The sequence below is a fragment of the Mesorhizobium sp. WSM4840 genome, from assembly GCF_055811755.1.
Genome location: NZ_JBVVQD010000003.1, coordinates 395,248 through 418,228 on the forward strand (window position 1 = coordinate 395,248; position 22,981 = coordinate 418,228).

The window sequence follows — 22,981 nt, forward strand, 5'->3', positions numbered from 1 at the left end:
GATCTAGAGAGCTAATGCGTCAATCAAGCTTGTCCCATAGCGTGTTCAGATATCCTGATCTCTTTCACAAACGCTCGCAATTCGGCTGGAGGTGCGAGACAAAAAGTTCGAAAAGCATCCAGGAACCCCAGCCATCGCTCACAGGGTCCGTTCCGGACACATGTGTAGCAGCCGTTTAATAATGCGACAGTTGAGCACGTTAGTGATGCGACAGTTTTCGCCGGCCGGCGAAAGTTCGAGCCGGATTGGTCCGTCCATCGCATATCAGTTCATCGGCCATACGATCATTAGCATCGGCACAGCAACAATGACGACGAGGAACGATAGCGGCAGTCCCAGACGTGGATAATCGCTGAAACGGTAGCCGCCCGGCCCCATGACGAGCGTGTTGCACTGGTGGCCGATCGGGGTGAGAAAATCGCAGCCGGCGCCAATGGCGACCGCCATCAGAAATGCTTCCGGCCTGTAGCCGAGATCGCCAGCAAACTCGGCGGCGATAGGCGCCATGACCAGAACGGTGGCGGCATTGTTGAGGAATGGCGTAACGGCCATGGCGGCGACAAGGATGAGCATCAGTGCGCCGGGCGCCGGAAGAATGGTCCCGAGTTTGGCAAGCTCGCCGGCAACTACTTCTGTTGCCCCTGTACTGCGTAGCGAATCGCTCACTGGAATGAGAACGGCGAGCATGACGAGGATTGGAGCATCCAGCGATTGGTAGACCTCCCGGACCGGGATGACCTTGAAAAGCACCATCCCGACCGCGGCTGCAAAGAAAGCGACCGGGACCGGGAGCAGCCCAAACGCAGTCGCCACCATGGCGAGAGCAAGGATCGTTACCGGCACAATACCCTTTCGGACGCTACCAAGTAGGATAGCCCTTTCTGCCAGCGGCAGGCAGCCGAGTTCACGCAGTATCTCGGGTATCGTCGCAGCATTGCCCTGCAACACGACGACGTCGCCGAGCCTTAGCTCGATTTTGGCCAGCCTGCGGTCGAGGCGCTCGCCGCGACGGCTGACAGCCAGGAGGTTGACGTTGAAGCGGTCGTAAAGGGCAAGGCGCTGGGCCGTCCAGCCGATCAAAGAGGAGCTTTCACCGATTACGGCTTCAATAGCTACCATCTCGCTGGTGGTGTCGCCACCACCGACCCTATCGCCCGTGACGCTGAGTTTGCCCTGCGAGACAAGGCGATCCAGCGCCACTGGGTCGCCTTCGAGCAGCAGAATGTCGTTCACTTTGAGGACAGCATCGGGCAGTGGCGTCATCCGCATAGTCCGATTGCGCAGGATCGACGTCACAATAGCATCGCCGCCGGAAAGCTTAATGAGGTCTGCGACGGTTTTCCCGAGCACCGTGGAATCGCTGACAATTCGCGCCTCTGTCAGGTAATTCTTGATGTCGATGGCTTCATTCAGCGACCCGCCCAGCTTTTCGCGCACCGGTAACAGCCAATAGAAAAGCACCAGGAAGATCGTTCCGGCGGCGGCCAGGGCAGCTCCAACAGGTGTAAAGTCGAACATCGTGAAGGCGGCGCCGGTCAGTTCCTCCCGCACACGGGACACAACAATATTGGGAGATGTTCCCACCTGCGTCATGAGCCCGCCGAGCAGTGATCCGAAGGCCATAGGCATCAGGAATATCGAGGGTGAAACGCTCGACCGACGGGCGAACTGGAAGGCGATCGGAATCATGATAGCGAGCGCACCGATATTCTTTACAAACGCAGACAGGATCGTAACCAGGATCACCAGCAGCGCCAGTTGCGACCGAACACCCGATAGGTTCGGAACAAAGCGCTTGATGGTAACTTCCATGATGCCCGAGCGGGCTATGCCTGCGCTCACCAGCAGGGCACTGCCGACAATGATCACGATGTCGTCGCTGAACCCGCTGAAGGCGTCGTCAAAAGGCACGATGCCAACCGCGAGTGAAAGCAACAGTGCCGCAGCCGCGACCAGATCATATCGATACCGGCCCCATACGAGCGCCGCCATCATCACGAAGATAACGGCGAACGACAAAATTTGCGGCGTAGTCATGTCTTCGAAATGCCCCGCCGCAAATGCGGCTGATCAGAACGGCCAAACCGACCTTTTGTTGCTTTCGCTGGTCACGACTTTGCTAGCACGGTTCCATCTTGCCAATAAGCCCGTGTCGAGCGGTGTTCCTGGCTCATGGGGCCATGATCCTGGTAGCATTGCATCAAGGTGCGCGATCGGTCAGTGCGCTTGCACCTTCCTCCGCGGCGCAATGTGCGCAGCAGTAGATGATGTCATCTTGTTCGACGCCATGTCCGATGATCCGGCAGCCGCAATGCGGACAGAGCGGCGCAAGTTTCTGGATCGCGCATTCGAAGCTGTCGAACGTATAGGTTTCCTCAGCCAGCTTCACTTCGAAAGCCTTGTCGTAGTCATTCCCGCATTGATCGCATCTGGCCATAGTCCTTTTCCTTCTTCTTCATTGGCTCAAGCTCGACCAACCCGCCGCATGGCGATAGGTTCCCGTCAGGATCGTAGACTCTTGCTAAGCAGGAGACGAGCGCGAGCCGGCGTCACGCGCGCCGTTCGATCAAGCGGATCACCTCCTCGATGCCCCGCGGGTCGATGTCGAGTTCCTTCAGGCCCGGTGCGCCGATTGCTGCCACATTGTCGTGCCGCATAAGATCGACCTGGTTGCGCGTTAGGGGGGCGGCCGGAAGGAGTTCCGCGACGCCAGCCAAGGCGTCCCATGCCGCAAACGGCACCGGCATCAGCCTGATGTGGGTCCCGAGCTGTCGGGCGACCTCCCGCAGCAGTTCCTTATAGGTGTAGATGCGCGGGCCACCGAATTCGAATATGGATGAGCCCTTGTGGTTTCGCCCGTCGATCAGCCGGCTGACTGCGTCTGCGACGTCTTCCACATAGACCGGCTGAAGCCGTGTGCCGCCATCGCCGAACAGCGGATAGACCGGCAGGAGACGTATCAGCCTGACAATGGTCGTGAGGAAAACGTCGTCAGGTCCTGTCATGACGGCGGGACGCACAATGATGGCGCCGGGAAATGCGATCGCCACCGCCTCTTCTCCGCGCCCACGTGCCCTAATATAATTCGAATCCGATTGAGGATCGGAGCCGATCCCCGAAATCTGAACGAACCGGTCGACCTCGCCAGCGCGCGACGCAGCGGCAAGATCAGCTGCGGCTTCCACATGCACGCGCTCAAACGTCTGGGCGCCCTGCTCGACATAGAGACTGACGGCATTCACGATGGCCTTTGATCCGGCAATGGCCGAGCCGATCGAGGACTCATCCAATATGTCCGCCTCGACGGCTTCGGGCATCCTTGCAGTCGAAGAAAAGACCGGGCCCACACGAGCCGGGTGGCGGGATGCGGCGCGGACCGTGAAGCCCCTTTCCTGGAGCCGCTTCACGATCCGGCGCCCGAGAAAGCCTGTTCCGCCGAACACAGTGACGATCCGTTCTGTGTTGAGATTGTCAGGATCCATCTGCCTCGCCATCCCTTCTTCGAGTGCCCGCCGAGCGCCTGTCGCGAGGATTGCCCCTGGCCGGCGTATGAACCAGCCCTTCGAACATCGGGACGGTTGGAGAACAACGCAGGAACGCTTTTTGTTCCAGTCTGCGCCGGGTTGATCGGGGGACGGCCGACGTCGCTATAGAGGGAAAGTGTTTGACGCTGAGTTGCTTTACCCGTGCTGTCAAAAACTGGTCGAGGCACTGCAGCGTCGAAATTGACAAATCATCACTTGCAAATCGGTCGCCGCTGTCTTTTGCTCGCGCGACAGTTGTCCATGACTGTTGAATGGTTGGCGAACGGATGAACAAAATCGATCGGCGACGGCCGGAGTCCGAAGTGGACGCCACCGTAAATGCCGCGCGGCTTGGAACGCGGTTGCGCCTCGCCCGGCAGACACGGGGCATGACGCTGAAGGCGCTGGCGACAGCTGCGAACTGCTCTGAAAGCCTTTTGTCCAAGATCGAGAACGGCAAGGCTTCGCCATCCCTGCCCATGCTTCACCGCCTGGTCGAAGTTCTGGAGACCAATATCGGCTGGATGTTCGAACAGGTCGACGACGACGAGGCGATCGTGTTCCGCGCAGGCGCGCGGCCACTGATCTCGCTCGACGCGCTGAGGCGCGGCGAAGGCATATCGCTTGAGCGCATTATTCCGTATTCGCCCGGTCACCTGCTGCAGTGCAATATCCATCATATCGAGGCGGACGGCGAGAGCGAAGGTCCCATCCAGCATGTCGGCGAGGAAGTCGGCTATGTGCTCGCCGGCCGGATCAAGCTGATCGTCGATGGCAAGAGCCATGATCTCGCCACCGGAGATGCGTTCGTGTTCAGGTCGGAGCTACCGCACCATTACCGCAACATCGGCAAGGAGAGAGCCAGCATTTTCTGGGTCAACACGCCAGCGACCTTCTGACGGGCGCTCAGAGATCAAATTCGTTGACAAATATTCAAGTCTCTTGAATGTTTACCTCGTGCCTGTAGCACCAATGGGTCCAGCCGAACAGGTTTGGCCCGCAAGCAAGGGGAACCGTAAATGCGTCCGTTCACACTTCTCTTCCGTTGCGCCGCCCTCATCGCCATTTGCTCGACAGCGATGGGATCGGCGTTCGCCGATACGTTCGCTCTCGTCAACATCAACCAGCAGGCCCTGTTCTTCAACCAGATCAATGAGGGCGCGCAGAAGGCAGCCGACGCCGCAGGCGCCAAGCTGGTCATCTTCAATGCCAACAATGTGCCGAGCGCGCAAAATGACGCGATCGAGAACTACATCACACAGAAAGTCGACGGCATCATTTTGGTCGCCATCGACGTAAACGGCGTCAAGCCTGCAATCACCGCCGCGAAGGCGGCCGGCATCCCCGTGATCGCCATCGACGCGCAGATTCCCGACGGCGACAACGTTGCGTTCATTGGCGTCGACAACGCCAAGGCCGGCGAGGATATCGGCAAATTCTACGCCGACTATGTGAAGTCGGAGATGGGCGGCACTGCCAAGATCGGTATTGTCGGCGCGCTCAATTCTTTCATTCAGAACCAGCGGCTCGACGGCTTCAAGAAGGCGGTCACTGACAGCGGCCTGGCGATCACCTTCCTCGACACGGTCGACGGCCAGAATGTTCAGGAGACCGCGATGAGCGCTTCGGAGAATTTGATGACCGCCAATCCGGACATGACGACGCTATACGCGACCGGCGAGCCGGCTCTGCTCGGCGCTGTTTCGGCTGTAACCAGCCAAGGCCGCACCGGCGACGTCAAGGTGTTCGGCTGGGACCTGACCAAGCAGGTCATTCAGGGCATTGACGATGGTTGGGTGGTGGCGGTCGTCCAGCAGGATCCGGCCGGCGAAGGCAAGGCCGCTGTCGAAGCGTTGACCAAGCTCAAGAAGGGCGAAACGGTCGAGCCGATCATCAATATTCCGGTGACGATCGTGACCAAGGACAACGTCGACAAATATCGCGTGATGTTCCAGTAAACTGCGTCGATGACCGGTCCGCGGCGCCGCTTGAGGCTACGCCGCGGACGTTTCGCAAAGCCCGTGGATCGAAGATGAGCAGCAGCGAGACCTATCGGGTGCGGATGAGCGGCATCTCAAAGCGCTACAACGCCATTCAGACGCTCGATGACGTGTCGCTGGTGCTGAGGCCGGGCGAGGTCCTGGGGCTTGTCGGCGACAATGGCGCGGGAAAGTCGACCTTGAGCAAGGTGCTGTCGGGGGCGGTCGTTCCCGATGCCGGCACGATCGAGATCGATGGGATGCCGGTGACCTTCACTTCGCCGGCGGACGCGCGCGCAGCGCGTCGAGATGGTCTATCAGGACCTGTCGCTCTGCGACACGGTCGATGTTGCCGGCAATCTCTTTCTCGGCCGCGAGCCGCGCCGGCGCATCGCCGGCATTTCCTTTCTCGACAAGAAGCGTATGCACGAGCAAACGCGCCAGATGCTCGACCGACTCGGCATCGTTATATCAGACACCCGGCTCAAGGTCGAAAATCTGTCCGGCGGACAGCGGCAGTCGATCGCGATCGGCCGCGCCGCCTCGTTCGAGCCGTCCGTGCTGATTATGGATGAGCCGACGGCAGCGCTTGCCGTCGCCGAGGTCGAGGCTGTGCTGGACCTGATCCGCGCCGTGAGCGCGCGCGGCGTCAGCGTCATTCTGATCACCCACCGCCTTCAGGATCTGTTCCTCGTATGCGACCGCATCCAGGTCATGTACGAAGGACGCAACGTCGCCGAGCGGCTGATCGGCGAAACCAATATCGAAGATGTCGTCAACCTGATCGTGGGCCGCAAGTTCAGCGCTCGTTCGGCCACCAGCGCCTATCGCGATGGAGCGCCGGCATGAGCGACCTGACCCACTCCGCTCAGTCTCAAAGGGTCCGCGCAGGCACGTGGCGAGATGCGGTGCTTGCCAATGGCAGTGTCGTGTCGATCGCGCTGTTCTTTCTTATCGTTAGCGTCATCTTTTCGGTGGCGACGGACGCCTTTCTGACGTCGCCCAATCTGCTGAACATCCTGCGTCAGTCGGCACCGCTGCTGATCGTCGCCGCGGCGATGACGTTCGTCATCACCACCGGCGGCATCGACCTTTCGGTCGGCTCCGTGCTGGCACTGGTGGCAACCTTGTCGGCGACATTGCTGCAGCTGGGCCTGCCATGGCCGGTGGTCATCCTCGCCATGCTTGCGCTGGGCGCCTTGCTTGGCGCGGTTCAGGGTTACTTCGTCGCTTATGAGGGCATCCCGGCCTTCATCGTCACGCTTGCCGGGCTTTCGGTGATCCGTGGCGTGGCGCTGCTGATCACCGGCGGCTACTCGATCCCCATCGAGCCGGGAAGCCCTTTCACGGTGCTGGGCCGCGCCTGGTTGCTTGGCGTGCCGGCGCCGGCGCTGATCGCGCTGGCGATCCTCGCGATCGCCTATATCGCCTTCAACGAGACGCCGTTCGGCCGCTACGTGACCGGCATCGGCGCCAACACCGAAGCGGTTAGGCGCGCCGGCGTCAACACGCGGCTGACGACGCTTTTCGTCTACGTGATTTCCGCCGCCGCGGCAGCACTTGCGGGGATCATCATTGCGGCCCGGCTCGGATCCGGATCGTCGAATGCCGGGCAAGGGTTTGAGCTCGAAGTGATCGCTGCCGTCGTGCTTGGCGGCACCAGTCTGTTCGGCGGCCGCGGAACGATCGTCGGCACGGTGCTCGGCGCGCTTACCGTGGCCGTCATCGGCAACGGCCTGATCCTGGCGCATCTGTCGCCTTTCCTGACCCCGATCGTCACCGGAACGATCATCCTGATCGCCATCTGGCTGAATTTCCGCCTGTTCCGCGGCGCCGTACGGAGCCGTTGAGCCTATGAGTGATGATCTCTTCGATGACGCAGCTCCCAGGCAGCGGATGGCGATCGGGGTCGATACCGGCCATGTGATGACCGTGCTCGGCCCCGTTCCGGTCGAAGAAATGGGCATTACGCTGATGCACGAGCACATCTTGCTCGACGGCGCGCGCAGCTGGAAATGTCCCTGTCATCCTGACGACATGGCGCTCGCCGAGCAGCCGGTGAATATCGAGATCATCGGCGAATTGCGCATGAACCCATACGTCAACCGCGACAATGTTTCGCTCGACGACAGTGACCTAGCGCTGTCTGAGCTGCAACGCTATCGCGCGCTCGGCGGCCACACCGTCGTCGACGCGACCAATATCGGCATCGGCCGCGAGCCGGAAAAGCTCGCCCGCATCAGCCGCATGTCCGGCCTGAAGATCGTCATGGGCACCGGCTTCTATCTGGAACACACCCATCCCGAATGGCTGAAGACGATGGACATCGACGCAGTGACCGAGTTCATCGTCAACGACGTCGGCGGCGGCGAGACGCAGCCGCCGATCATGGCCGGCCTGATCGGCGAGGTCGGCGTCAGCAAGGACTTTACCGCCGAGGAACGAAAGTCGCTGAGAGCTTCGGCGCGGGCCTCGCGCATCACCGGCGTGCCGCTGTCGATCCATCTGCCCGGCTGGGAGCGGCTGGCGCACGACGTGCTCGATGTCGTGGAGGCCGAGGGCGCCGATCTTCGCCACACGGTGCTCTGCCACATGAACCCCAGCCACAATGATCTCGACTACCAGACAAGCCTCGCCCGGCGCGGCGCTTTCCTGGAATACGACATGATCGGCATGGATTACTATTATGCCGATCAGGACGCGCAATCGCCCTCCGACGAGGAGAATGCACGGGCAATCGCGGCACTTATCGAGGCCGGCTTCGGCGACCGCCTGCTGCTGTCGCAGGACGTGTTCCTCAAGATCATGCTGACCCGCTTCGGCGGTTTCGGCTACGGCTATATCCTCAAGCATTTCATACCGCGCCTGAAACGGCATGGCGTCGAGCAGGCAGCCATTGACCGCATGCTGATCGCCAATCCGAAGGCCGTGTTCGCGCGGCAGAACTAAGCGGCCCGAACTTACGGCTGAGACTTACGACGGAGTTCAAATGTCCAAGAAAAAGATCCTGCTTGCCGGTGAATCCTGGGTGTCGACCGCCACCCATATCAAAGGCTTCGACCAGTTTCCGACGGTCACCTACCACACCGGCGCCGACGAATTGCTGACGGCCCTGAAAGCGACCGACTTCGACGTGACCTTCATGCCGGCGCATGAGGCACAGCGCAGCTTTCCGCAAACAATGGGGGCGCTTTCGGCCTATGACGCGGTGGTGCTCTCCGATATCGGCGCCAACACGCTGCTTCTGCATCCCGACACCTGGGTCCATTCCAAGCCGACGCCGAACCGCTTGCGCCTGCTGCGCGATTATGTGCGCGACGGCGGCGGGCTTTTGATGTTCGGCGGCTACTATAGCTTCCAGGGCATCAATGGCGGCGCGCGCTACCGCAAGACGCCGGTCGAGGAGGTGCTGCCGGTGAACTGCCTCGCGTTCGACGACCGCGTCGAGGTGCCGGAAGGGTTTTCGCCTCTCCTGAAAGGCTCCTCGGACCATCCGATCCTAAGGGGTCTCGGTTCGGATTGGCCAATCCTGCTCGGCTTCAACGAGGTGACGCCGAAAGACGGGGCGGAAGTTCTTGCAACCGTATCGTCCGACTATGGATCGCTGCCACTGCTTGTCACCGGCCACTATGGCAAGGGCCGCACCGTGGCCTGGACGTCCGATGTCGGGCCGCATTGGCTGCCACCGGAGTTCATCGCCTGGAACGGCTACAAAGCCCTGTTCGAACAGATGCTGAGCTGGGCTACCGGTGAGAGCTGAGCGATGCATGTCCATGTCGTCGGCAATGCCTGCGTCGACACGATTTTTCGCGTCGGCCGCTTCCCTGCCGCCGGCGAGACTTTGAACGCCAGCAGCTACGCCGACGGCCTCGGCGGCAAGGGCGCAAACCAGGCGGTTGCTGCCGCGCGCACGGGTGCTTCGGTGACGTTTTGGACGGCGCTCGGCAAGGACCGCGCAGGCACATGGATCAGGAGCCGCCTCGACAGGGAATTGTCTGACCTCGAGGCGAGCGAATTCGACCTGCCGAGCGACCGCTCGACCATAGTCGTCGATGCTGGCGGCGAGAACTTCATCGTTAGCGGCGTCGCCTGCAGCGAGGCGTTCGATCCGATCGCGCAAACCGCATTTGCGCGCCGGATCGCGTTTGGCGACATCGTTGTCTGCCAGGGAAACCTGCGGGGCGCCGCGATAGATGCCTGCCTGCGGGCAGCACAGGAAAATGGCGCGCGCACCGTCCTGAACGCCAGCCCTATCGATGCGGCGGCTCTGCCTGATTTCGGTATGGCAGAGGTCTTGGTGGTGAATCAATCCGAGGCGAAGGCGCTTACCGGCCAGGGGGATATGGCAGCCGCAGCCGGCGCGCTCGCGGCCAAAGGCGCCGGGACAGTCGTGATCACACTTGGCGCGGAAGGTTGTCTCGTGCTTGGCCTTGACCGGGAGGTATCGCTTCGGTTGCCGGCGCCACGCGTCGAGGCGCTCGACACAAGCGGCGCCGGCGATGTGTTTTGCGGCTGTCTGGCCGGCGGGCTGGCCAAGGGAATGTCGGTTACTTCAGCACTGAAATTCGCGCTCGCCGCCGCGGCGATTGCGGTGACACGGCCCGGCACCTTGATATCCTGTCCTTCCGCGTCTGAAATGGCGGCGCTCATCGATCAAACGGAGCTCTCATGACCCAACTCGGCCAATCAGGCGGCGACGCGCTCGTAGAACTTTTCGGCCGCACCAAGGTGGTGATCGGCGTCGTCCACCTTGCAGCGCTTCCCGGCGCGCCGCGCTATGACGGCGAGGCGGTCGAGGCGATCTATCAGCGGGGTCTGGATGATGCGAGATCCTATCTCGATGGCGGATGCGACGGCGTGATCGTCGAGAACCATGGCGACATCCCCTTTGCCAAACCTGACGATATCGGACCGGAGACAGCGGCCTATATGGCTGTTATCTCCGACCGTATCCGCCGCGAACTCGGCAAGCCGGTCGGCATCAATGTGCTCGCTAACGCCGCGATCCCTGCCCTTGCGATCGCCAGTGCCGCTGGCGCGGGCTTCATCCGCGTCAATCAGTGGGCGAATGCCTATGTCGCCAACGAGGGTTTTGTCGAGGGGGAGTCGGGGCGCGCGGCACGCTATCGCGCCAGGCTGCGCGCCAACGGCATCCGCGTTTTCGCCGATGCTCATGTCAAGCACGGCGCGCACGCGATCGTTGCCGACCGTCCGGTGGATGAACTGGTCAAGGATCTGGTTTTCTTCGACGCCGACGCCATCATTGCGACCGGTCAGCGCACCGGGCACGCTGCGGATCTGAGCTACATCCGCATGATCAAAGAGGCTGCCGGCCTACCGACGCTGGTCGGCAGCGGCGTGACGTCCGATAATGCAAACGATATTCTTGGCGTCGTCGATGGCGTCATCATCGCCAGCGCACTGAAGCACGACGGCGTCTGGTGGAACCAGGTCGACCCGGCCCGCGTAAAGACGTTCATGGCCGGGCTGAGGCGATGATCGAGCGGCGACTGGAGCGAAGCTGCGGCATTGGGCCGCAAACGCGGAGACCCGCAGGCGACGACCCGCAGGCCGCAGTCACGTTGTCGGTGATCTCTTAGCCCATTCGGACCGGTACCAGTCGACGAATTTCTTCAGCCCATCTTCGATCGAAACGCTCGGCTTGAAGCCGAAATCGCGCTCCAGTGCCGTCATGTCGGCATAAGTCCGCTCGACGTCGCTGCTCTGCATCGGCTCGCTGTGGCGGATTGCCTTTACACCGAGCAGTTTTTCCAGAGTGTCGATGAAATCGCCCAGCCGCACCGGCCGGTTGTTGCCGACATTGTAGAGCCTGCTCGGTGGAACTTCAGCCGATGACGGCTTGTCGAGCACGGCAACGACTGCCCTCACCACATCGTCGACATAAGTGAAATCCCGCCACATCTCGCCATTGTTGAACACCCGGATCGGCTTGCCTTCGAGCATCGCCTTGGTGAATATCCAATAGGCCATGTCGGGCCGGCCCCAGGGACCGTAGACGGTGAAAAATCGCAAGCCGGTCTGCGGCACCCCGAAGAGATGGGCGTAGGTATGGCTCATCAATTCATCTGACTTCTTGGTGGCGGCGTAGAGAGAGACGGGCCGGTCGACCTGATCGGTCTCGCTGAACGGAACCTTGCGGTTGCCGCCATAGACCGAACTCGACGAGGCATAGACCAGATGCTCGAATGCGGGCTGCGCGCGACAGAATTCGAGCATCTCGAGATGGCCGACAACATTGGAACGGACATAGAGCCTCGGATTGTCGAGTGAATGGCGGACACCCGCCTGCGCGGCGAGATGGACAATCCTGGTTATGCCTTGGCCGGCCAAAGCGTTAGCGAGCGCCCCCTCTTCGGCGATCTCGATCTGATGAAATGAAAAGTCCTTGTGGGGCTGAAGGCGGGCGAGACGCCCCTTTTTAAGCGCCAGGTCGTAATAGTCGTTCATATTGTCGACACCGACGACTGCTTCCCCCCTGTTCAAGAGGTGGTGGCAAACATGGCTGCCAATGAATCCGGCGGCTCCAGTGACAAGTACAGGCAACAAGGTTCTCCATGCATATGCTGGCACACGACCGTGAAATCGAGATCGATTTCGGAAAGGATCATGCGGAATATCTAAACGCTACATGCGGATGGACGGCACCGACCTAGTCCAATTCAGTCTATAGCCGAAAGCCCCAACAGGCGCTACCAACAAGCCATACCGTCGAAGCTTCAGCTCGCCTCGCGCAGGGCCTCGGCCGCCTGCAGGTCGACCGACACGAGTTGGCTCACGCCCTGCTCGGCCATGGTGACCCCGAACAGCCGGTTCATGCGCGCCATGGTGATCGGGTTGTGCGTGATGATGACGAAGCGCGTCTCGGTGGTGGCGGCCATTTCGTCCATCAGATTGCAGAAACGCTCGACGTTGTGATCGTCGAGCGGTGCGTCGACCTCGTCAAGCACGCAGATCGGCGCGGGATTGGTCAGGAACACGGCGAAGATCAGCGACATCGCCGTCAACGCCTGCTCGCCGCCGGAAAGCAGTGTCATCGTCTGCGGCTTCTTGCCGGGCGGCCGCGCAAGGATTTCGAGACCGGCCTCGAGCGGATCGTCGGACTCGATCAGTTGCAGTTCCGCCGTGCCGCCGCCGAACAGATGCGAAAACAGCCGCTGGAAATGGCCATTGACCACGTCGAAGGCGGCCAGCAGCCGTTCGCGGCCTTCGCGGTTCAGACTCTGGATCGCCTGCCGCAGCTTGCGGATGGCTTCGATGATGTCCTCGCGTTCGGAAACGATGGTCTCCAGCCGGTCCGACAGCTCCTTCTGCTCTTCCTCGGCGCGCAAATTGACGGCGCCAAGCCGCTCGCGTTCGATCTTCAGCCGGTCGAGCTGACGCTCGATCTCGGTCATCTCCGGCATCGGGCTGTCGGCCTCCAGGCCGGTGTGGCGGATGACCAGATGCGGCGGGGTGTTCAGCGTTTCCTGGATGCGCGCCTCGACCTCGAGCCGTCTTTCGTCGGCAGCGGTCAGCCGCTCTTCGGCGCGGACGCGGGTTTCGCGCGCCTCGGCCAGCGACTGGATCGCTGATGTCGCGGCCTTATCCAGTTCGGACTGCTTGTTCTCCGCTTCCTGCAACCGGTCGCCCGCCGCCTGGCGCAGGCTTTCGGCCTCGGCAAGCTGCGACAGCAAGGCGCGCCGCTTGGCGTCGATCTCGTCGGGTGCGTCGGCCAGCCTCTCGCGTTCGGCCTCGGCCTCCGCCTTGCGTTCGCCGAGCGCTGCGATCTGCGTCGAGGCGTTTTCGGCGCGCTCCAGCCAGTTGCGGCGTTCCGCGCCGATGGCGTCGAGGCGGCGCGTTCGCGCCTCGGCTTCCCGCCTCAAGCCTTCATGGACGGCGCGGGCATCGGCAAGGGTGGCGCGGTCGCGAGCGACGTTGGCGGCCGACTGTTCGAGCTGCAACTGCAGATCACCGAGATCGGGAGCGCTTTGCAGCAGCATCTCCGCCTCGATGAAAGCCGCGGCCGTCTCTTCATGGCTGTCGACGATGCGCGCGCGGGCTTCGTCAAGTGCGGCGCGTCGGCTCGACAGCTCGCCGCCGGCCTTCTCGGCCTCCGCCAGCACGTTGCGGGCGGCGTCCAACCCATGCTGGGCATCACGCCCGGCTTGACGAGCGTTGCGCTCGGCCTCGCTCGCCTGGGCAAGCGCCTGCTCGGCATGGGCAAGGGCTTCTTCGGCCTGGCGCAGGATGCGGGTCGCGTGGACCGCCTCAGCATCGAGCTCGGCCAGTCGGTTTTTCTGCGCCAGCCGCTGCGCTGCCGCGGTCGGCGCGTCGGCGCTGGCGGTGAATCCGTCCCAGCGCCACAGCGCCCCTTCGCGGCTGACCAGCCGCTGCCCGGGTGAAAGCTGCGACTGCAGCCGTCTTCCGTCAGCAGCGTCGACGATGCCGATCTGCGCCAATCGGCGGGCCAGTTGCGCCGGCGCGCGGACCACACTGGCAAGGCTCTTGATGCCTTCGGGCAAAGCGGCGTCGCCGGGCTGAACCTCGCTTTGGCCCCAATGCACCGGCGCGCTGCGGTCGAGCGGCACGTCGAGATCCTCGCCAAGAGCCGCGCCCAGCGCCGTCTCATAGCCGCGCTCGACGCTGATCTGCTCCAGCACGGAGGGGAAGAGATCGCCACTCGCGGCATTCAGGATCTTGGCCAGCGTACGAGCCTCGGTTTCGATCCGCGCCAGCTCGGCCTTTGCATCCTGAACCGGCGGGCGGGCGGCACTTTCCGCCGTGCGCGCCTCGGCGACGGCCTGTTCGGCGGCGATCGCCGCGGCTTCGGTCTCCTCGAGCAGCGCCACGGCCTGTTCGACCAGAAGCTGCTTCTCGGCGGGATCGGGCAGGCCGGCGACCCTGGAGCCGATGTCGGACAACTCCCGGTCGACATCGGCGAGCTGGCGGGCGAAACGGTCGCGGCGCTCAGCGGTGTCGCGCAGCGTTCGTTCGATCTGGTTGCGGGAGGCGGCGGCCTCCGCCCGTTCGGCGGTCAGCCCGGCGAGTTTGGCTTCACTGGCGGCAAGCGTCGACGCCGCCTGTTCAACCGCCGCGCGGGTGCTGGCCTCGCGCTTGGCGGCGCCGGCGTTCTCGGTATTGAGCGCGGCTTCTTCGGCGGCGAGGCGTTCAAGAATATCCGCATTGTCGCGGACCATCCGCTCCTCGCGGACGATGTCGCCGTCGAGCTGCTGGAGCCGGCGGTCGAGTTCCAGTTGGCGGGCGCGGATGCGGCCCGCTTCTTCCTCGATCTGCGTCTTGGCGATCGACAGGCGCTGGAAGGCGGCAGCGGCGGCGGCTTCCGCGTCGCGCAGCTCCGGCAACCGGTGGGCGCCGATCCCTTGCTCCCTGGCGGCAGCCATCTGGGCGGCGGCGCGATCGCCGACAAGTGCCGTGGCAATCGCCAGCGCCGAGCGCGCCTCGCCTTCCTGTGTCTTGGCCAGCGTCCAGCGCAGATGCAGCAGCGTCGCTTCAGCCTTGCGGATATCGGCCGACAGGTTCTTGAAGCGCGAGGCTTGGCGGGCCTGGCGCTTCAGGCTTTCGATCTGGCTTTCCAGTTCGCCGACGACATCGTCCAGCCGTTCCAGATTTTGTTCTGCCGCCTTCAGACGCAGTTCGGCCTCGTGGCGGCGTGTGTGCAGACCCGAAATTCCGGCCGCCTCTTCCAGCAGGGCGCGGCGCGCCTGCGGCTTGGCCTGGATCAACTCGCCGATGCGGCCCTGCCCGACCATCGAGGGCGAGCGCGCGCCGGTCGATTGGTCTGCGAAAAGCAGCTGTACGTCCTTGGCGCGGGCTTCCTTGCCGTTGATGCGGTAGAGCGAACCCGCCTCGCGCTCGATGCGGCGCGAAACCTGCAGTTCGTCCGCGTCGTTGAAGGCCGAGGGCGCGCTACGGTCGCTGTTGTCGAGGAAAAGCGTGACTTCAGCGGTGTTGCGGGCCGGACGCGTTCCAGAACCCGAAAAGATGACGTCGTCCATGCCGGACGCGCGCATGTTCTTGTACGAGCTTTCGCCCATCACCCAGCGCAGCGCCTCGACAAGGTTCGACTTGCCGCAGCCGTTCGGCCCGACGATGCCGGTCAGGCCGCGTTCGATGACGAACTCACCGGGTTCGACGAAGGACTTGAAACCGAGCAGGCGGAGGCGCGAAAACTTCATTCGCGCCGCCCCATAAGCGGGTTCCGCAAAAGTGTTCCGCGGTGTTGCGAACAGAACCCGCGGCACAACAAAAAGTCGCGCACGCCGAAGCGCAGCCGCTTCGGCACTGGCGAAACGTCAGAGCAGAGGGTCGATAATGGCCGAGATTTCCTCAATCGACAGCGCCCCCTTGTAGGTCTTTCCGTTGATAAAGAAGGTCGGCGTCGAGTCGACCTTGAATTCATCGGCGCCGCGCTTTTGGACCGATCTCACATCGTCCAGAAGTTTCTGGTCCGTCAAGCAGGCCTCGAAGGACTCCTGTGTAAAACCGGCCATCTTGGAGATTTGCAGCAGGGCGTCCTTGGTATTGGCGACACCTGCCCAGTTCGCCTGCTGCCTGAAGAGAACGTCCACCATCGGGAAATAATTGTCTTTGGAGCAGCGCGCCAGCATGAAACCAGCCTCGGCGCTCGGGTCGAACGGAAATTCGCGCAGGATAAGGCGGGCCTTGCCGGTATCGATATATTTCGTCTTCAGCTCCGGGAGGGTGGTTTCGTGGAAATGCGCGCAGTGCGGGCAGGTCATCGAGGCATATTCGACGATGGTGACCTTCGCGTCGTCCTTGCCCAGTTGCTCGTCGGGCAGTGCGCCGGGTTTCAGCAAGGCCGCCATGTCCACCGTGCCCTGGGCCTCAGGCGCCTTGGCCGCGGCCGGAGTGGCCGGCTTCATCGGATCGGCGGGGGCCGCAGGTTTCACATCCTCCGCCACGGCTTTCTCACCCGAGTCGTTGCAGGCGGCGAGCAGAGCCACCGCCGGAATGGCGGCCAGCGACGACAGGAGGTTTCTGCGGGACAAAAGACGGGTCATACGAATCACCTGACAATGGTTGGATTTTGCAATGCAAAGGCTAGAAAAGGCGAGAGTTGGCGCGAATTAAGGCATCGCCGTCCCCATTCCAATCGCCAAATCTTGTGTACGCGATCACGAAAGCGCGAGATTATACCTTCTTTTGACCGAGAATGGTGGCGCCGAGCCGCTCCAGCGAAGCGCGCAGCCCGTCATCCTCGATCATTCCGACAGTGCCTGACAACTTCACCTTCTCGGCCGCGGTCAGCGGCCGAAAGCTTGGTTTAGGCCGCCCTTTGTCCGCCGTCACCGGCTTTTGCACGATTCTGATCCGGCCGATAGCGTTGAAGCCGAGGAAGGAATTGACCCTGTTGATGATCTCGCCGGTCTCGTGCTGCAGATGGAGGGCGGCCATCCCTTCGCAGGCGATGACCAGCACCGCCGGCTCGAACGGATCATCTTCATGCATGCGGCGCGGCCACTGGATCTTTTCAGGGCGCGAACGGCTGGCAAGCCGCGGCCCGGCAATCTCCTCCCATGACTGGACGAGCCCGATCGACATGCCGGCCCGCTTGCGCAACACCGGATCGAGAATCTGGGTTGCGAGATCACTCACCGGAACGGGATTGCCGAAGGGCCTTTTCCCTGCCATGTGCGTTCTCCAGTCACGACCTTCACCACGCATCGGTTAGGCCAGTCCTCGATCAATGGCACTGCACGACCAGACCCGCAAGACCGCATCCGGAGTTGGCGGCAAAGCCGCATCCGGAGACAGCGGCAGAGCCGCGTCCGGAGATAGCGGCAAAGCTGCATCCGGAGACAGCGGCAGAGCCGCGTCCGGGGACAGCGGCAGAGCCGCGTCCGGAGATAGCGGCAGAGCCGCATCTGGAGACAGCGACCACATCGCGTCCCGCCTGCTTGGCTGGTACGACGCGCATCACCGCGACTTGCCGTGGCGCATTGCGCCGCGCGAATCGGCACGCGGCATACGGCCCGATCCCTACCGCGTCTGGCTTTCCGAAGTCATGCTGCAGCAGACCACGGTCGAAGCGGTAAAATCCTATTTCCGGGCCTTTGTCGAGAAATGGCCTGATGTCGAGGCGTTGGCCGCCTCACCGACCGAAGATGTGATGAAGGCCTGGGCCGGGCTCGGCTATTATTCCCGCGCGCGCAATCTCAAGGCCTGCGCCGATCTCGTCGCACGGCAAGGTGGCAGGTTTCCGGATACGCAAGCTGGCTTGAGAGAACTGCCCGGCATCGGCGCCTACACGGCGGCAGCGATCGCGGCGATCGCCTTCGACCAGCCCGCCGCGGTCGTCGACGGCAACGTCGAGCGGGTCGTTTCCCGGCTGTTTTCGATCGTCACGCCGCTGAGCGAAGCCAAGGGGGACATACGCACCTATGTCGAGCGCATGGTTCCAGCAACCAGACCTGGCGATTTCGCCCAGGCAATGATGGATCTCGGCGCGACGATCTGCACGCCACGGCGACCGCGTTGCATGCTGTGCCCGCTGCGGGAGGATTGCAGCGCCACTGTTTCAAGCGATCCCGAGCGCTTCCCTGTCCGCCTGCCGAAGGGTGAGAAACCATTGCGGCGCGGGGCTGCCTTCGTTGCCGTGCGTGACGACGGCGCCGTTCTTTTGCGCAAACGTGCGGATAAAGGCCTGCTCGGCGGCATGACCGAAGTACCGACGACCGGCTGGACCGCACGGATCGACGGCGCCACCACGGACGCGGCGGCGCCCTTCCCCGGCAACTGGAGGCCAGCCGGCCGGATTGGCCATGTCTTCACCCATTTCGCGCTCGAACTCGACGTCTTCAAAACGATGACCGATGGCGCCGCCCCTGCGGGGCATTTCTGGTCGCTGGCCCATGAAATTTCCGGCGAAGCGCTGCCTACTGTCATGAAAAAGGTAATCGAAGCGGCGATACCGGGCGCGACGAAGAAGCAGCGCGCACATTGAATCGCCCACATCGCCTCACATTGAATTGCGTTGACGAGGACAAGAATGACCGAAATCCGCCACATCGTTTTCGACATCGGCAGAGTGCTGATTCACTACGATCCGAACTTGCCTTTCAGCCGATTGATCCCCGACGCCGAAGAGCGGAAATGGTTCTTTGACAATGTCTGCACGCATGACTGGAACATCGAGCAGGACCGGGGCCGGACCTGGGAAGAGGCCGAGGCGCTGCTGATCGCCGAACACCCGGACCACGCCGAAAACATCCGCAACTTCCGCCGCCTCTGGCACGAGATGGTGCCGCACGCCTATGACGACAGCGTCCAGATCATGGACAAGCTGATCGAGAGCGGCCACGACGTCACCATGCTGACCAATTTCGCCGCCGACACGCTTGCCGAAGCCCGGCAGCGTTTCGACTTTCTCAACCGACCGCGCGGTGTGACCATTTCGGGCGAGATCGGCATGATCAAGCCGGATCGCGGCATTTACGACCATCACGTCGCCGCGTTCGGCCTCGAGCCCGCGGCCACGCTGTTCATCGACGACAGCCAGAAGAATGTCGACGGCGCCAAGGCGGCCGGCTGGCAGTCGGTGCTGTTCACTGACGCAAAGACGCTCGAGGCGGACCTCGATCGCCTGGGGATCAGAGTGTGATCACTGCGACGGGCCTGACCGATAACCCGCTTCAACACGGCGGATTGCAAAAGGATCCGTAGTCAGGCCCAGGACAATCGGGTGAGTTAACAGGTGGCAAAGCGCGCAACGGCTGAATCTGTGTTTGTCCTCTCAAGCTGATGGACAAGACGGCATGTGATGGTGGTGCAGTCGCTGAGACGGCGCTCCACGGCGCTGCTATCGGATCGCGTCGTCGGGCGCTACTTGACGTGAGAACCGTAGATGCGGTCGAACTCACCGGTCGCCTTGGCAAGATGCAGCCACTGGTCGACATAGGCCTTGAAGACGACGGCACCCTCAGGAATCATATAACCCATTTCGCCAATTGGAGCGGCTTCTCGGGATTGATCGCGCAAAGGCCAGGGTGGAGTTTCTGCTGCAACTCGGTTTCGACCGATTCGGCGATCATAATATCGGCTTTGCCGTCAAGAATTTGCTGGAAGATCGTGACATTGTCCGGGTAGATCTCGATTTTGGCGTCACTGAGTTTTTCACGCACGAATTTCTCGTTGGTCCCGCCGGGATTAACAATCACAGTCACATCCGGCTTGTCGATGTCGGCAATCGACTGGAATTTCGCCTCGTCCTCGCAGCGCGCAATCGGCGCCTTGCCGTTGACGAGATAGGGTTCGCTGAAGAACACCTGCTTCTGGCGTTCCAGGGTCACCGAAATGCCGCCCATCGCGATGTCACACTTGCCGGTTGTAAAATCGGCCAGCAATTTTTTCCAGGTAGTCGCCACGAATTCCGCCTCGACCCCTAGTGAACTTGCCAGAGATTTTGCGAGATCGATATCGATGCCCTGGTAATTGTTCGCGGTCTTGTCATGAAAGGTGAAGGGCTTGTAGTCGCCGGTCGTACAAACGCGCAGCTTGCCGTCCTCGATAATCGCATCAAGCTGGTTTTCTGCGCCGGTGTTCTGCGCAATCGCCGGAGGGGCCAACAACGCCATGACGAGGGCGGCGGCGACAAACGGCGAGGCAAGAGCTTTCATGGAATTGGTCTCCGTTGGATAAGGGAATCAAGCATTCGAGAAACGGTGGGCAAAGGTTAATAACTCTTCCTGGGGAATCGCTCACCGTGATCCCTCCGACGGGGCGGCTTTTCGTTGTGACGGCTTGTGGGTCAGCAGCAGAATGTGTATATTTAGTCCAATCTGTACACATCGAGCATCACCATGCGAACCAACATCGAACTCGACGATGAATTGATCGCGGAGGCCATGGCCGCCTCCGGCCTCAAGACCAAGAAAGCGACGATTGAGGCGGCGCTGCGCACTCTGGTGCGCCGGCACAGGCAGGATATGGCTATCGCCGCCCTTGCTGGCGCCGGCTGGGAGGGCGATCTTGACGCCATGCGGGAAGGCCGTTCGCCCGATCGGCATCGATGATCGTCGTCGACAGTTCCGTGTGGATCGCCCATCTCCGCAATACGGACAGCGTCTCGGTCGGTAAGCTCAGGCATCTCGATGACACTCAGGAGATTCTGATCGGAGACTTGATCCTGCTGGAAGTGCTACAAGGCGCGCTCAACGAACCGCATGCCCAACTGATTGAGCGGAACCTCCGACAATTCGCCATTGTGCCGATGCTGGATCCGGCGACGGCAGTCGAAGCTGCCCGAAACTATCGCATGCTCCGGCAGCAGGGCATCACCATCCGCAAGACAATCGATATGATTATCGGCACATTCTGCATCCTGGGCGGACACGCGCTGTTGCATGATGACCGAGACTTCGACCCGATGGTTCGCTACCTCGGTCTGCGACTCGCATGATCGTGAGATTCCAACCGGCGACGCTGGTCTTCCCTCCACAGGCGTGTGCGCGGCATCAAGGTGTAACCCGGCGAAAAGACAGGCCAAGATGCCTGACAGCCCGTTCATCGATCTTTACAGCGATACGAAACCAATCCGATCGAGGCGATGCGACGAGCAGAAGGACGAAGACTCGACGGCGACATTGGCGGGGCGCGTCGCGGCACTTCTCGTCGAGAAAGCGCGACCCTGCTTCCTTCGGGAACGATGTGCAACGAGACCGCTATAGCGGTTATCGTCAGGCCCCTGCCCGCTCCATGCCGAGACGGGCGATGCGGCGAAGCTCGTCGATCGGGGTCAGGCCGCCGCTGCGCTCATAGTGCCAGAAGGTCCAGCCGTTGCAGGCATCCAGCCCCTGCACTTCCGCGCCGATCTTGTGGATCGATCCGGCGCTGTCGCCGACGGCCACGGTGCCGTCGGCGCGCACCCTGGCCGCCCAGCGCTTCTTGGCGTCGTAGAGCGTGGCGCCCGGCAGCATCAGCCCGGTGTCGATGAGGCTGACGAAAGCAACGCGCGGCTCGGCGCGCTTGCCGGTAAGCACGGTAAGAGCAGCGCCGTCCAGCGGCCGAACTGCATCGATGCGCTCGTTGGCGGCGTCGATATAGGCCTGCTCGCGCTCGATGCCGACGAAATGGCGGCCGAGGCGCTTGGCCACGGCGCCGGTGGTGCCGGAACCGAAGAAGGGATCGAGCACGATATCTCCGGGCTTCGTCGAGGCCAACATGATGCGGGCGAGCAGCGCTTCGGGCTTCTGCGTCGGATGCAGCTTGTCGCCATTTTCGTTCTTCAGGCGCTCGCCGCCGGTGCAGATCGGAAACAGCCAGTCGGAACGCATCTGGATGTCGTCATTCGACGCCTTCAGCGCTTCATAGTTGAAGGTGTAGCCCTTGCCCTTTTGGTCGCGCGAGGCCCAGATCATCGTCTCATGGGCGTTCTGAAAGCGGCGGCCGCGGAAATTCGGCATCGGATTGGTCTTGCGCCAGACGACATCGTTGAGGATCCAGAACCCCAGATCCTGCATCTTGGCGCCGACCCTGAAAATGTTGTGGTAGGAGCCGATGACCCAGATGGTGCCGTTGGGCTTCAGCACGCGGCGCGCCGCCAGCAGCCAGGCCCGGGTGAAGGCGTCGTAGACCTCAAAACTCGCGAACTGGTCCCAGTCGTCGTCGACGGCATCGACCTTGGACTGGTCGGGCCGGTGCAGATCGCCGTCGAGTTGCAGATTGTAGGGCGGATCGGCAAAGATCACGTCGATGGATTTTTCCGGCAGCCGGTCGAGCGCGGCGACACAATCGCCCTTCAGGATCGTATCCAGCCATTCAGATTGCTGGGGAGCGTGGGAAAGCTCGTCGAGAAGACGCACGGCAGACATTGTTACACCCAAAGCACGCGTTACTGTTTACTCCCTGTTATGGTTACCGATCAGCGTAAATATTCGGTGAAGGCCTGGTTCGGACCCCAGGGCAACGAGTTCAGGTTAACGACGGCGTGTAATTTGTGGCCCGCCGCAGGTTAGCGTGATTCAAAGAGGCTTCCGCAGATTCGGAGGAAGCCATGAGCGAAGTTGCTACGCCGCGCCGCAAGAGCCTTTTGGAGCATTTTTCGGCGATCAAGGACAATCGCCAGCCCTGCAAGGTGATGTATCCGCTCAGCGAGGTGCTGCTTTTGGTTGTCTGCGGCACGATGGCGGCCTGCGACGATTATGACGACATCGTTCTGTGGGGGAACAGGCATCTCGACTTCCTGCGGCGTCTGCAGCCCTACCATTTCGGCATTCCCTGCGCGGATTGGCTGCGGGTGGTGATGAACCGGATCGGACCGGACCTGTTCGCTTCGTGCTTTCTTGCCTTCGTTGCCGAGCGTCTGCCCGAAGCAGTCGGCCAGATCGCCATCGATGGCAAGACCTCACGCCGCAGCCACGATCGCGGGCGTGGACAGGCGGCGCTGCACCTGGTCTCGGCCTATGCGACAACCCACAGCCTCGTGCTGGGGCAACGGGC

General features: G+C 62.0%; 21 protein-coding genes and 1 pseudogene. 13 read left to right on the plus strand and 9 right to left on the minus strand.

The features are described from left to right. Nucleotides 1-264: 264 nt before the first annotated feature. The 3 genes from AC0L3I_RS07495 to AC0L3I_RS07505 all read right to left on the minus strand — a co-directional run bounded on the left by AC0L3I_RS07495 (nt 265) and on the right by AC0L3I_RS07505 (nt 3,482). Nucleotides 265-2,037, minus strand: coding sequence for an SLC13 family permease (locus tag AC0L3I_RS07495; protein WP_473526483.1), 1,773 nt, complete (start codon nt 2,035-2,037; stop codon nt 265-267). Between the two features lie 163 nt (nt 2,038-2,200). Further along, nucleotides 2,201-2,437: a hypothetical protein gene (locus tag AC0L3I_RS07500; RefSeq protein WP_077381301.1), complete on the minus strand. Its 237-nt coding sequence runs from the start codon at nt 2,435-2,437 to the stop codon at nt 2,201-2,203. Between the two features lie 112 nt (nt 2,438-2,549). Then, complete coding sequence (locus tag AC0L3I_RS07505; protein ID WP_473526484.1) at nt 2,550-3,482, minus strand: complex I NDUFA9 subunit family protein; 933 nt, start codon at nt 3,480-3,482, stop codon at nt 2,550-2,552. Between the two features lie 329 nt (nt 3,483-3,811). Between AC0L3I_RS07505 and AC0L3I_RS07510 the strand changes: the two genes are divergently transcribed. The 8 genes and pseudogenes from AC0L3I_RS07510 to AC0L3I_RS07545 all read left to right on the plus strand — a co-directional run bounded on the left by AC0L3I_RS07510 (nt 3,812) and on the right by AC0L3I_RS07545 (nt 11,002). Next, nucleotides 3,812-4,423 (plus strand): cupin domain-containing protein, encoded by a 612-nt coding sequence (locus AC0L3I_RS07510; protein ID WP_123147483.1) that lies wholly within the window; start codon nt 3,812-3,814, stop codon nt 4,421-4,423. A 120-nt stretch (nt 4,424-4,543) separates the two neighbouring features. After that, nucleotides 4,544-5,482, plus strand: a complete 939-nt coding sequence (locus AC0L3I_RS07515) for an ABC transporter substrate-binding protein (protein ID WP_473526485.1) — start codon at nt 4,544-4,546, stop codon at nt 5,480-5,482. A gap of 74 nt (nt 5,483-5,556) precedes the next feature. Beyond that, nucleotides 5,557-6,352: pseudogene (locus tag AC0L3I_RS07520) on the plus strand (ATP-binding cassette domain-containing protein). Continuing rightward, complete coding sequence (locus AC0L3I_RS07525; RefSeq protein ID WP_473526486.1) at nt 6,349-7,353, plus strand: ABC transporter permease; 1,005 nt, start codon at nt 6,349-6,351, stop codon at nt 7,351-7,353. Before AC0L3I_RS07520 ends, AC0L3I_RS07525 begins: the two are co-directional and overlap by 4 nt. A gap of 4 nt (nt 7,354-7,357) precedes the next feature. Next, nucleotides 7,358-8,452: a phosphotriesterase family protein gene (locus AC0L3I_RS07530; RefSeq protein ID WP_473526487.1), complete on the plus strand. Its 1,095-nt coding sequence runs from the start codon at nt 7,358-7,360 to the stop codon at nt 8,450-8,452. A 40-nt stretch (nt 8,453-8,492) separates the two neighbouring features. Continuing rightward, entirely contained in the window at nt 8,493-9,263 is a 771-nt protein-coding gene (locus tag AC0L3I_RS07535) for a glutamine amidotransferase (RefSeq protein ID WP_473526488.1), read from the plus strand. Nucleotides 9,264-9,266: 3 nt separating this feature from the next. Further along, nucleotides 9,267-10,175, plus strand: coding sequence for a ribokinase (locus tag AC0L3I_RS07540; RefSeq protein WP_473526489.1), 909 nt, complete (start codon nt 9,267-9,269; stop codon nt 10,173-10,175). After that, a complete protein-coding gene (locus AC0L3I_RS07545) occupies nt 10,172-11,002 on the plus strand; it encodes a BtpA/SgcQ family protein (RefSeq protein ID WP_473526490.1) in 831 nt (276 codons plus the stop codon). The genes AC0L3I_RS07540 and AC0L3I_RS07545 overlap by 4 nt, the downstream gene beginning before the upstream one ends. Before the next feature lie 78 nt (nt 11,003-11,080). On the opposite strand, the gene AC0L3I_RS07550 is transcribed toward AC0L3I_RS07545, so the two are convergent. The 4 genes from AC0L3I_RS07550 to AC0L3I_RS07565 all read right to left on the minus strand — a co-directional run bounded on the left by AC0L3I_RS07550 (nt 11,081) and on the right by AC0L3I_RS07565 (nt 17,176). Then, a complete protein-coding gene (locus AC0L3I_RS07550; RefSeq protein ID WP_473526491.1) occupies nt 11,081-12,067 on the minus strand; it encodes an NAD-dependent epimerase/dehydratase family protein in 987 nt (328 codons plus the stop codon). Between the two features lie 173 nt (nt 12,068-12,240). Beyond that, a complete protein-coding gene (gene smc, locus AC0L3I_RS07555) occupies nt 12,241-15,699 on the minus strand; it encodes a chromosome segregation protein SMC (RefSeq protein WP_473526492.1) in 3,459 nt (1,152 codons plus the stop codon). Nucleotides 15,700-15,816: 117 nt separating this feature from the next. After that, on the minus strand, nt 15,817-16,545 hold the full coding sequence (locus AC0L3I_RS07560; protein ID WP_473526493.1) for a DsbA family protein: 729 nt from the start codon (nt 16,543-16,545) through the stop codon (nt 15,817-15,819). A gap of 130 nt (nt 16,546-16,675) precedes the next feature. Further along, entirely contained in the window at nt 16,676-17,176 is a 501-nt protein-coding gene (locus tag AC0L3I_RS07565) for a DUF721 domain-containing protein (RefSeq protein ID WP_473526494.1), read from the minus strand. 55 nt (nt 17,177-17,231) lie between these two features. Between AC0L3I_RS07565 and mutY the strand changes: the two genes are divergently transcribed. After that, nucleotides 17,232-18,488: an A/G-specific adenine glycosylase gene (gene mutY / locus AC0L3I_RS07570; RefSeq protein WP_473526495.1), complete on the plus strand. Its 1,257-nt coding sequence runs from the start codon at nt 17,232-17,234 to the stop codon at nt 18,486-18,488. 45 nt (nt 18,489-18,533) lie between these two features. Then, nucleotides 18,534-19,145 carry an HAD family hydrolase gene (locus AC0L3I_RS07575; RefSeq protein WP_192365402.1) on the plus strand — a complete coding sequence of 204 codons (612 nt, stop codon included), beginning with the start codon at nt 18,534-18,536 and terminating at the stop codon, nt 19,143-19,145. 325 nt (nt 19,146-19,470) lie between these two features. Here the strand turns inward: AC0L3I_RS07575 and AC0L3I_RS07580 are convergent, their stop codons facing one another. Further along, a complete protein-coding gene (locus tag AC0L3I_RS07580) occupies nt 19,471-20,160 on the minus strand; it encodes a transporter substrate-binding domain-containing protein (RefSeq protein ID WP_473526496.1) in 690 nt (229 codons plus the stop codon). A 183-nt stretch (nt 20,161-20,343) separates the two neighbouring features. Here AC0L3I_RS07580 and AC0L3I_RS07585 point away from each other — a divergent pair, with 183 nt between their 5' ends. Both AC0L3I_RS07585 and vapC read left to right on the plus strand, forming a co-directional pair. After that, on the plus strand, nt 20,344-20,556 hold the full coding sequence (locus AC0L3I_RS07585) for a type II toxin-antitoxin system VapB family antitoxin (protein ID WP_135936002.1): 213 nt from the start codon (nt 20,344-20,346) through the stop codon (nt 20,554-20,556). After that, nucleotides 20,553-20,942 carry a type II toxin-antitoxin system VapC family toxin gene (vapC, locus tag AC0L3I_RS07590; protein ID WP_473526497.1) on the plus strand — a complete coding sequence of 130 codons (390 nt, stop codon included), beginning with the start codon at nt 20,553-20,555 and terminating at the stop codon, nt 20,940-20,942. Before AC0L3I_RS07585 ends, vapC begins: the two co-directional genes overlap by 4 nt. A gap of 277 nt (nt 20,943-21,219) precedes the next feature. On the opposite strand, the gene AC0L3I_RS07595 is transcribed toward vapC, so the two are convergent. Continuing rightward, the gene (locus AC0L3I_RS07595; RefSeq protein ID WP_473487607.1) at nt 21,220-22,353 is read right to left on the minus strand and encodes a DNA methyltransferase; all 1,134 of its coding nucleotides are present in this window, start codon (nt 22,351-22,353) and stop codon (nt 21,220-21,222) included. A gap of 182 nt (nt 22,354-22,535) precedes the next feature. Between AC0L3I_RS07595 and AC0L3I_RS07600 the strand changes: the two genes are divergently transcribed. Further along, on the plus strand, nt 22,536-22,981 hold a 446-nt coding region (locus AC0L3I_RS07600; RefSeq protein WP_473526498.1), incomplete at its 3' end, for an ISAs1 family transposase.

What these genes read in the sequence shown, in the direction of transcription:
- AC0L3I_RS07495 (WP_473526483.1), bottom strand. Translation starts at nt 2,037, where the DNA reads ATGACTACGCCGCAAATTTTGTCGTTCGCCGTTATCTTCGTGATGATG.
- AC0L3I_RS07500 (WP_077381301.1), bottom strand. Translation starts at nt 2,437, where the DNA reads ATGGCCAGATGCGATCAATGCGGGAATGACTACGACAAGGCTTTCGAA.
- AC0L3I_RS07505 (WP_473526484.1), bottom strand. Translation starts at nt 3,482, where the DNA reads ATGGATCCTGACAATCTCAACACAGAACGGATCGTCACTGTGTTCGGC.
- AC0L3I_RS07510 (WP_123147483.1), top strand. Translation starts at nt 3,812, where the DNA reads ATGAACAAAATCGATCGGCGACGGCCGGAGTCCGAAGTGGACGCCACC.
- AC0L3I_RS07515 (WP_473526485.1), top strand. Translation starts at nt 4,544, where the DNA reads ATGCGTCCGTTCACACTTCTCTTCCGTTGCGCCGCCCTCATCGCCATT.
- AC0L3I_RS07525 (WP_473526486.1), top strand. Translation starts at nt 6,349, where the DNA reads ATGAGCGACCTGACCCACTCCGCTCAGTCTCAAAGGGTCCGCGCAGGC.
- AC0L3I_RS07530 (WP_473526487.1), top strand. Translation starts at nt 7,358, where the DNA reads ATGAGTGATGATCTCTTCGATGACGCAGCTCCCAGGCAGCGGATGGCG.
- AC0L3I_RS07535 (WP_473526488.1), top strand. Translation starts at nt 8,493, where the DNA reads ATGTCCAAGAAAAAGATCCTGCTTGCCGGTGAATCCTGGGTGTCGACC.
- AC0L3I_RS07540 (WP_473526489.1), top strand. Translation starts at nt 9,267, where the DNA reads ATGCATGTCCATGTCGTCGGCAATGCCTGCGTCGACACGATTTTTCGC.
- AC0L3I_RS07545 (WP_473526490.1), top strand. Translation starts at nt 10,172, where the DNA reads ATGACCCAACTCGGCCAATCAGGCGGCGACGCGCTCGTAGAACTTTTC.
- smc (WP_473526492.1), bottom strand. Translation starts at nt 15,699, where the DNA reads ATGAAGTTTTCGCGCCTCCGCCTGCTCGGTTTCAAGTCCTTCGTCGAA.
- AC0L3I_RS07560 (WP_473526493.1), bottom strand. Translation starts at nt 16,545, where the DNA reads ATGACCCGTCTTTTGTCCCGCAGAAACCTCCTGTCGTCGCTGGCCGCC.
- AC0L3I_RS07565 (WP_473526494.1), bottom strand. Translation starts at nt 17,176, where the DNA reads ATGGCAGGGAAAAGGCCCTTCGGCAATCCCGTTCCGGTGAGTGATCTC.
- mutY (WP_473526495.1), top strand. Translation starts at nt 17,232, where the DNA reads ATGGCACTGCACGACCAGACCCGCAAGACCGCATCCGGAGTTGGCGGC.
- AC0L3I_RS07575 (WP_192365402.1), top strand. Translation starts at nt 18,534, where the DNA reads ATGACCGAAATCCGCCACATCGTTTTCGACATCGGCAGAGTGCTGATT.
- AC0L3I_RS07580 (WP_473526496.1), bottom strand. Translation starts at nt 20,160, where the DNA reads ATGAAAGCTCTTGCCTCGCCGTTTGTCGCCGCCGCCCTCGTCATGGCG.
- AC0L3I_RS07585 (WP_135936002.1), top strand. Translation starts at nt 20,344, where the DNA reads ATGCGAACCAACATCGAACTCGACGATGAATTGATCGCGGAGGCCATG.
- vapC (WP_473526497.1), top strand. Translation starts at nt 20,553, where the DNA reads ATGATCGTCGTCGACAGTTCCGTGTGGATCGCCCATCTCCGCAATACG.
- AC0L3I_RS07595 (WP_473487607.1), bottom strand. Translation starts at nt 22,353, where the DNA reads ATGTCTGCCGTGCGTCTTCTCGACGAGCTTTCCCACGCTCCCCAGCAA.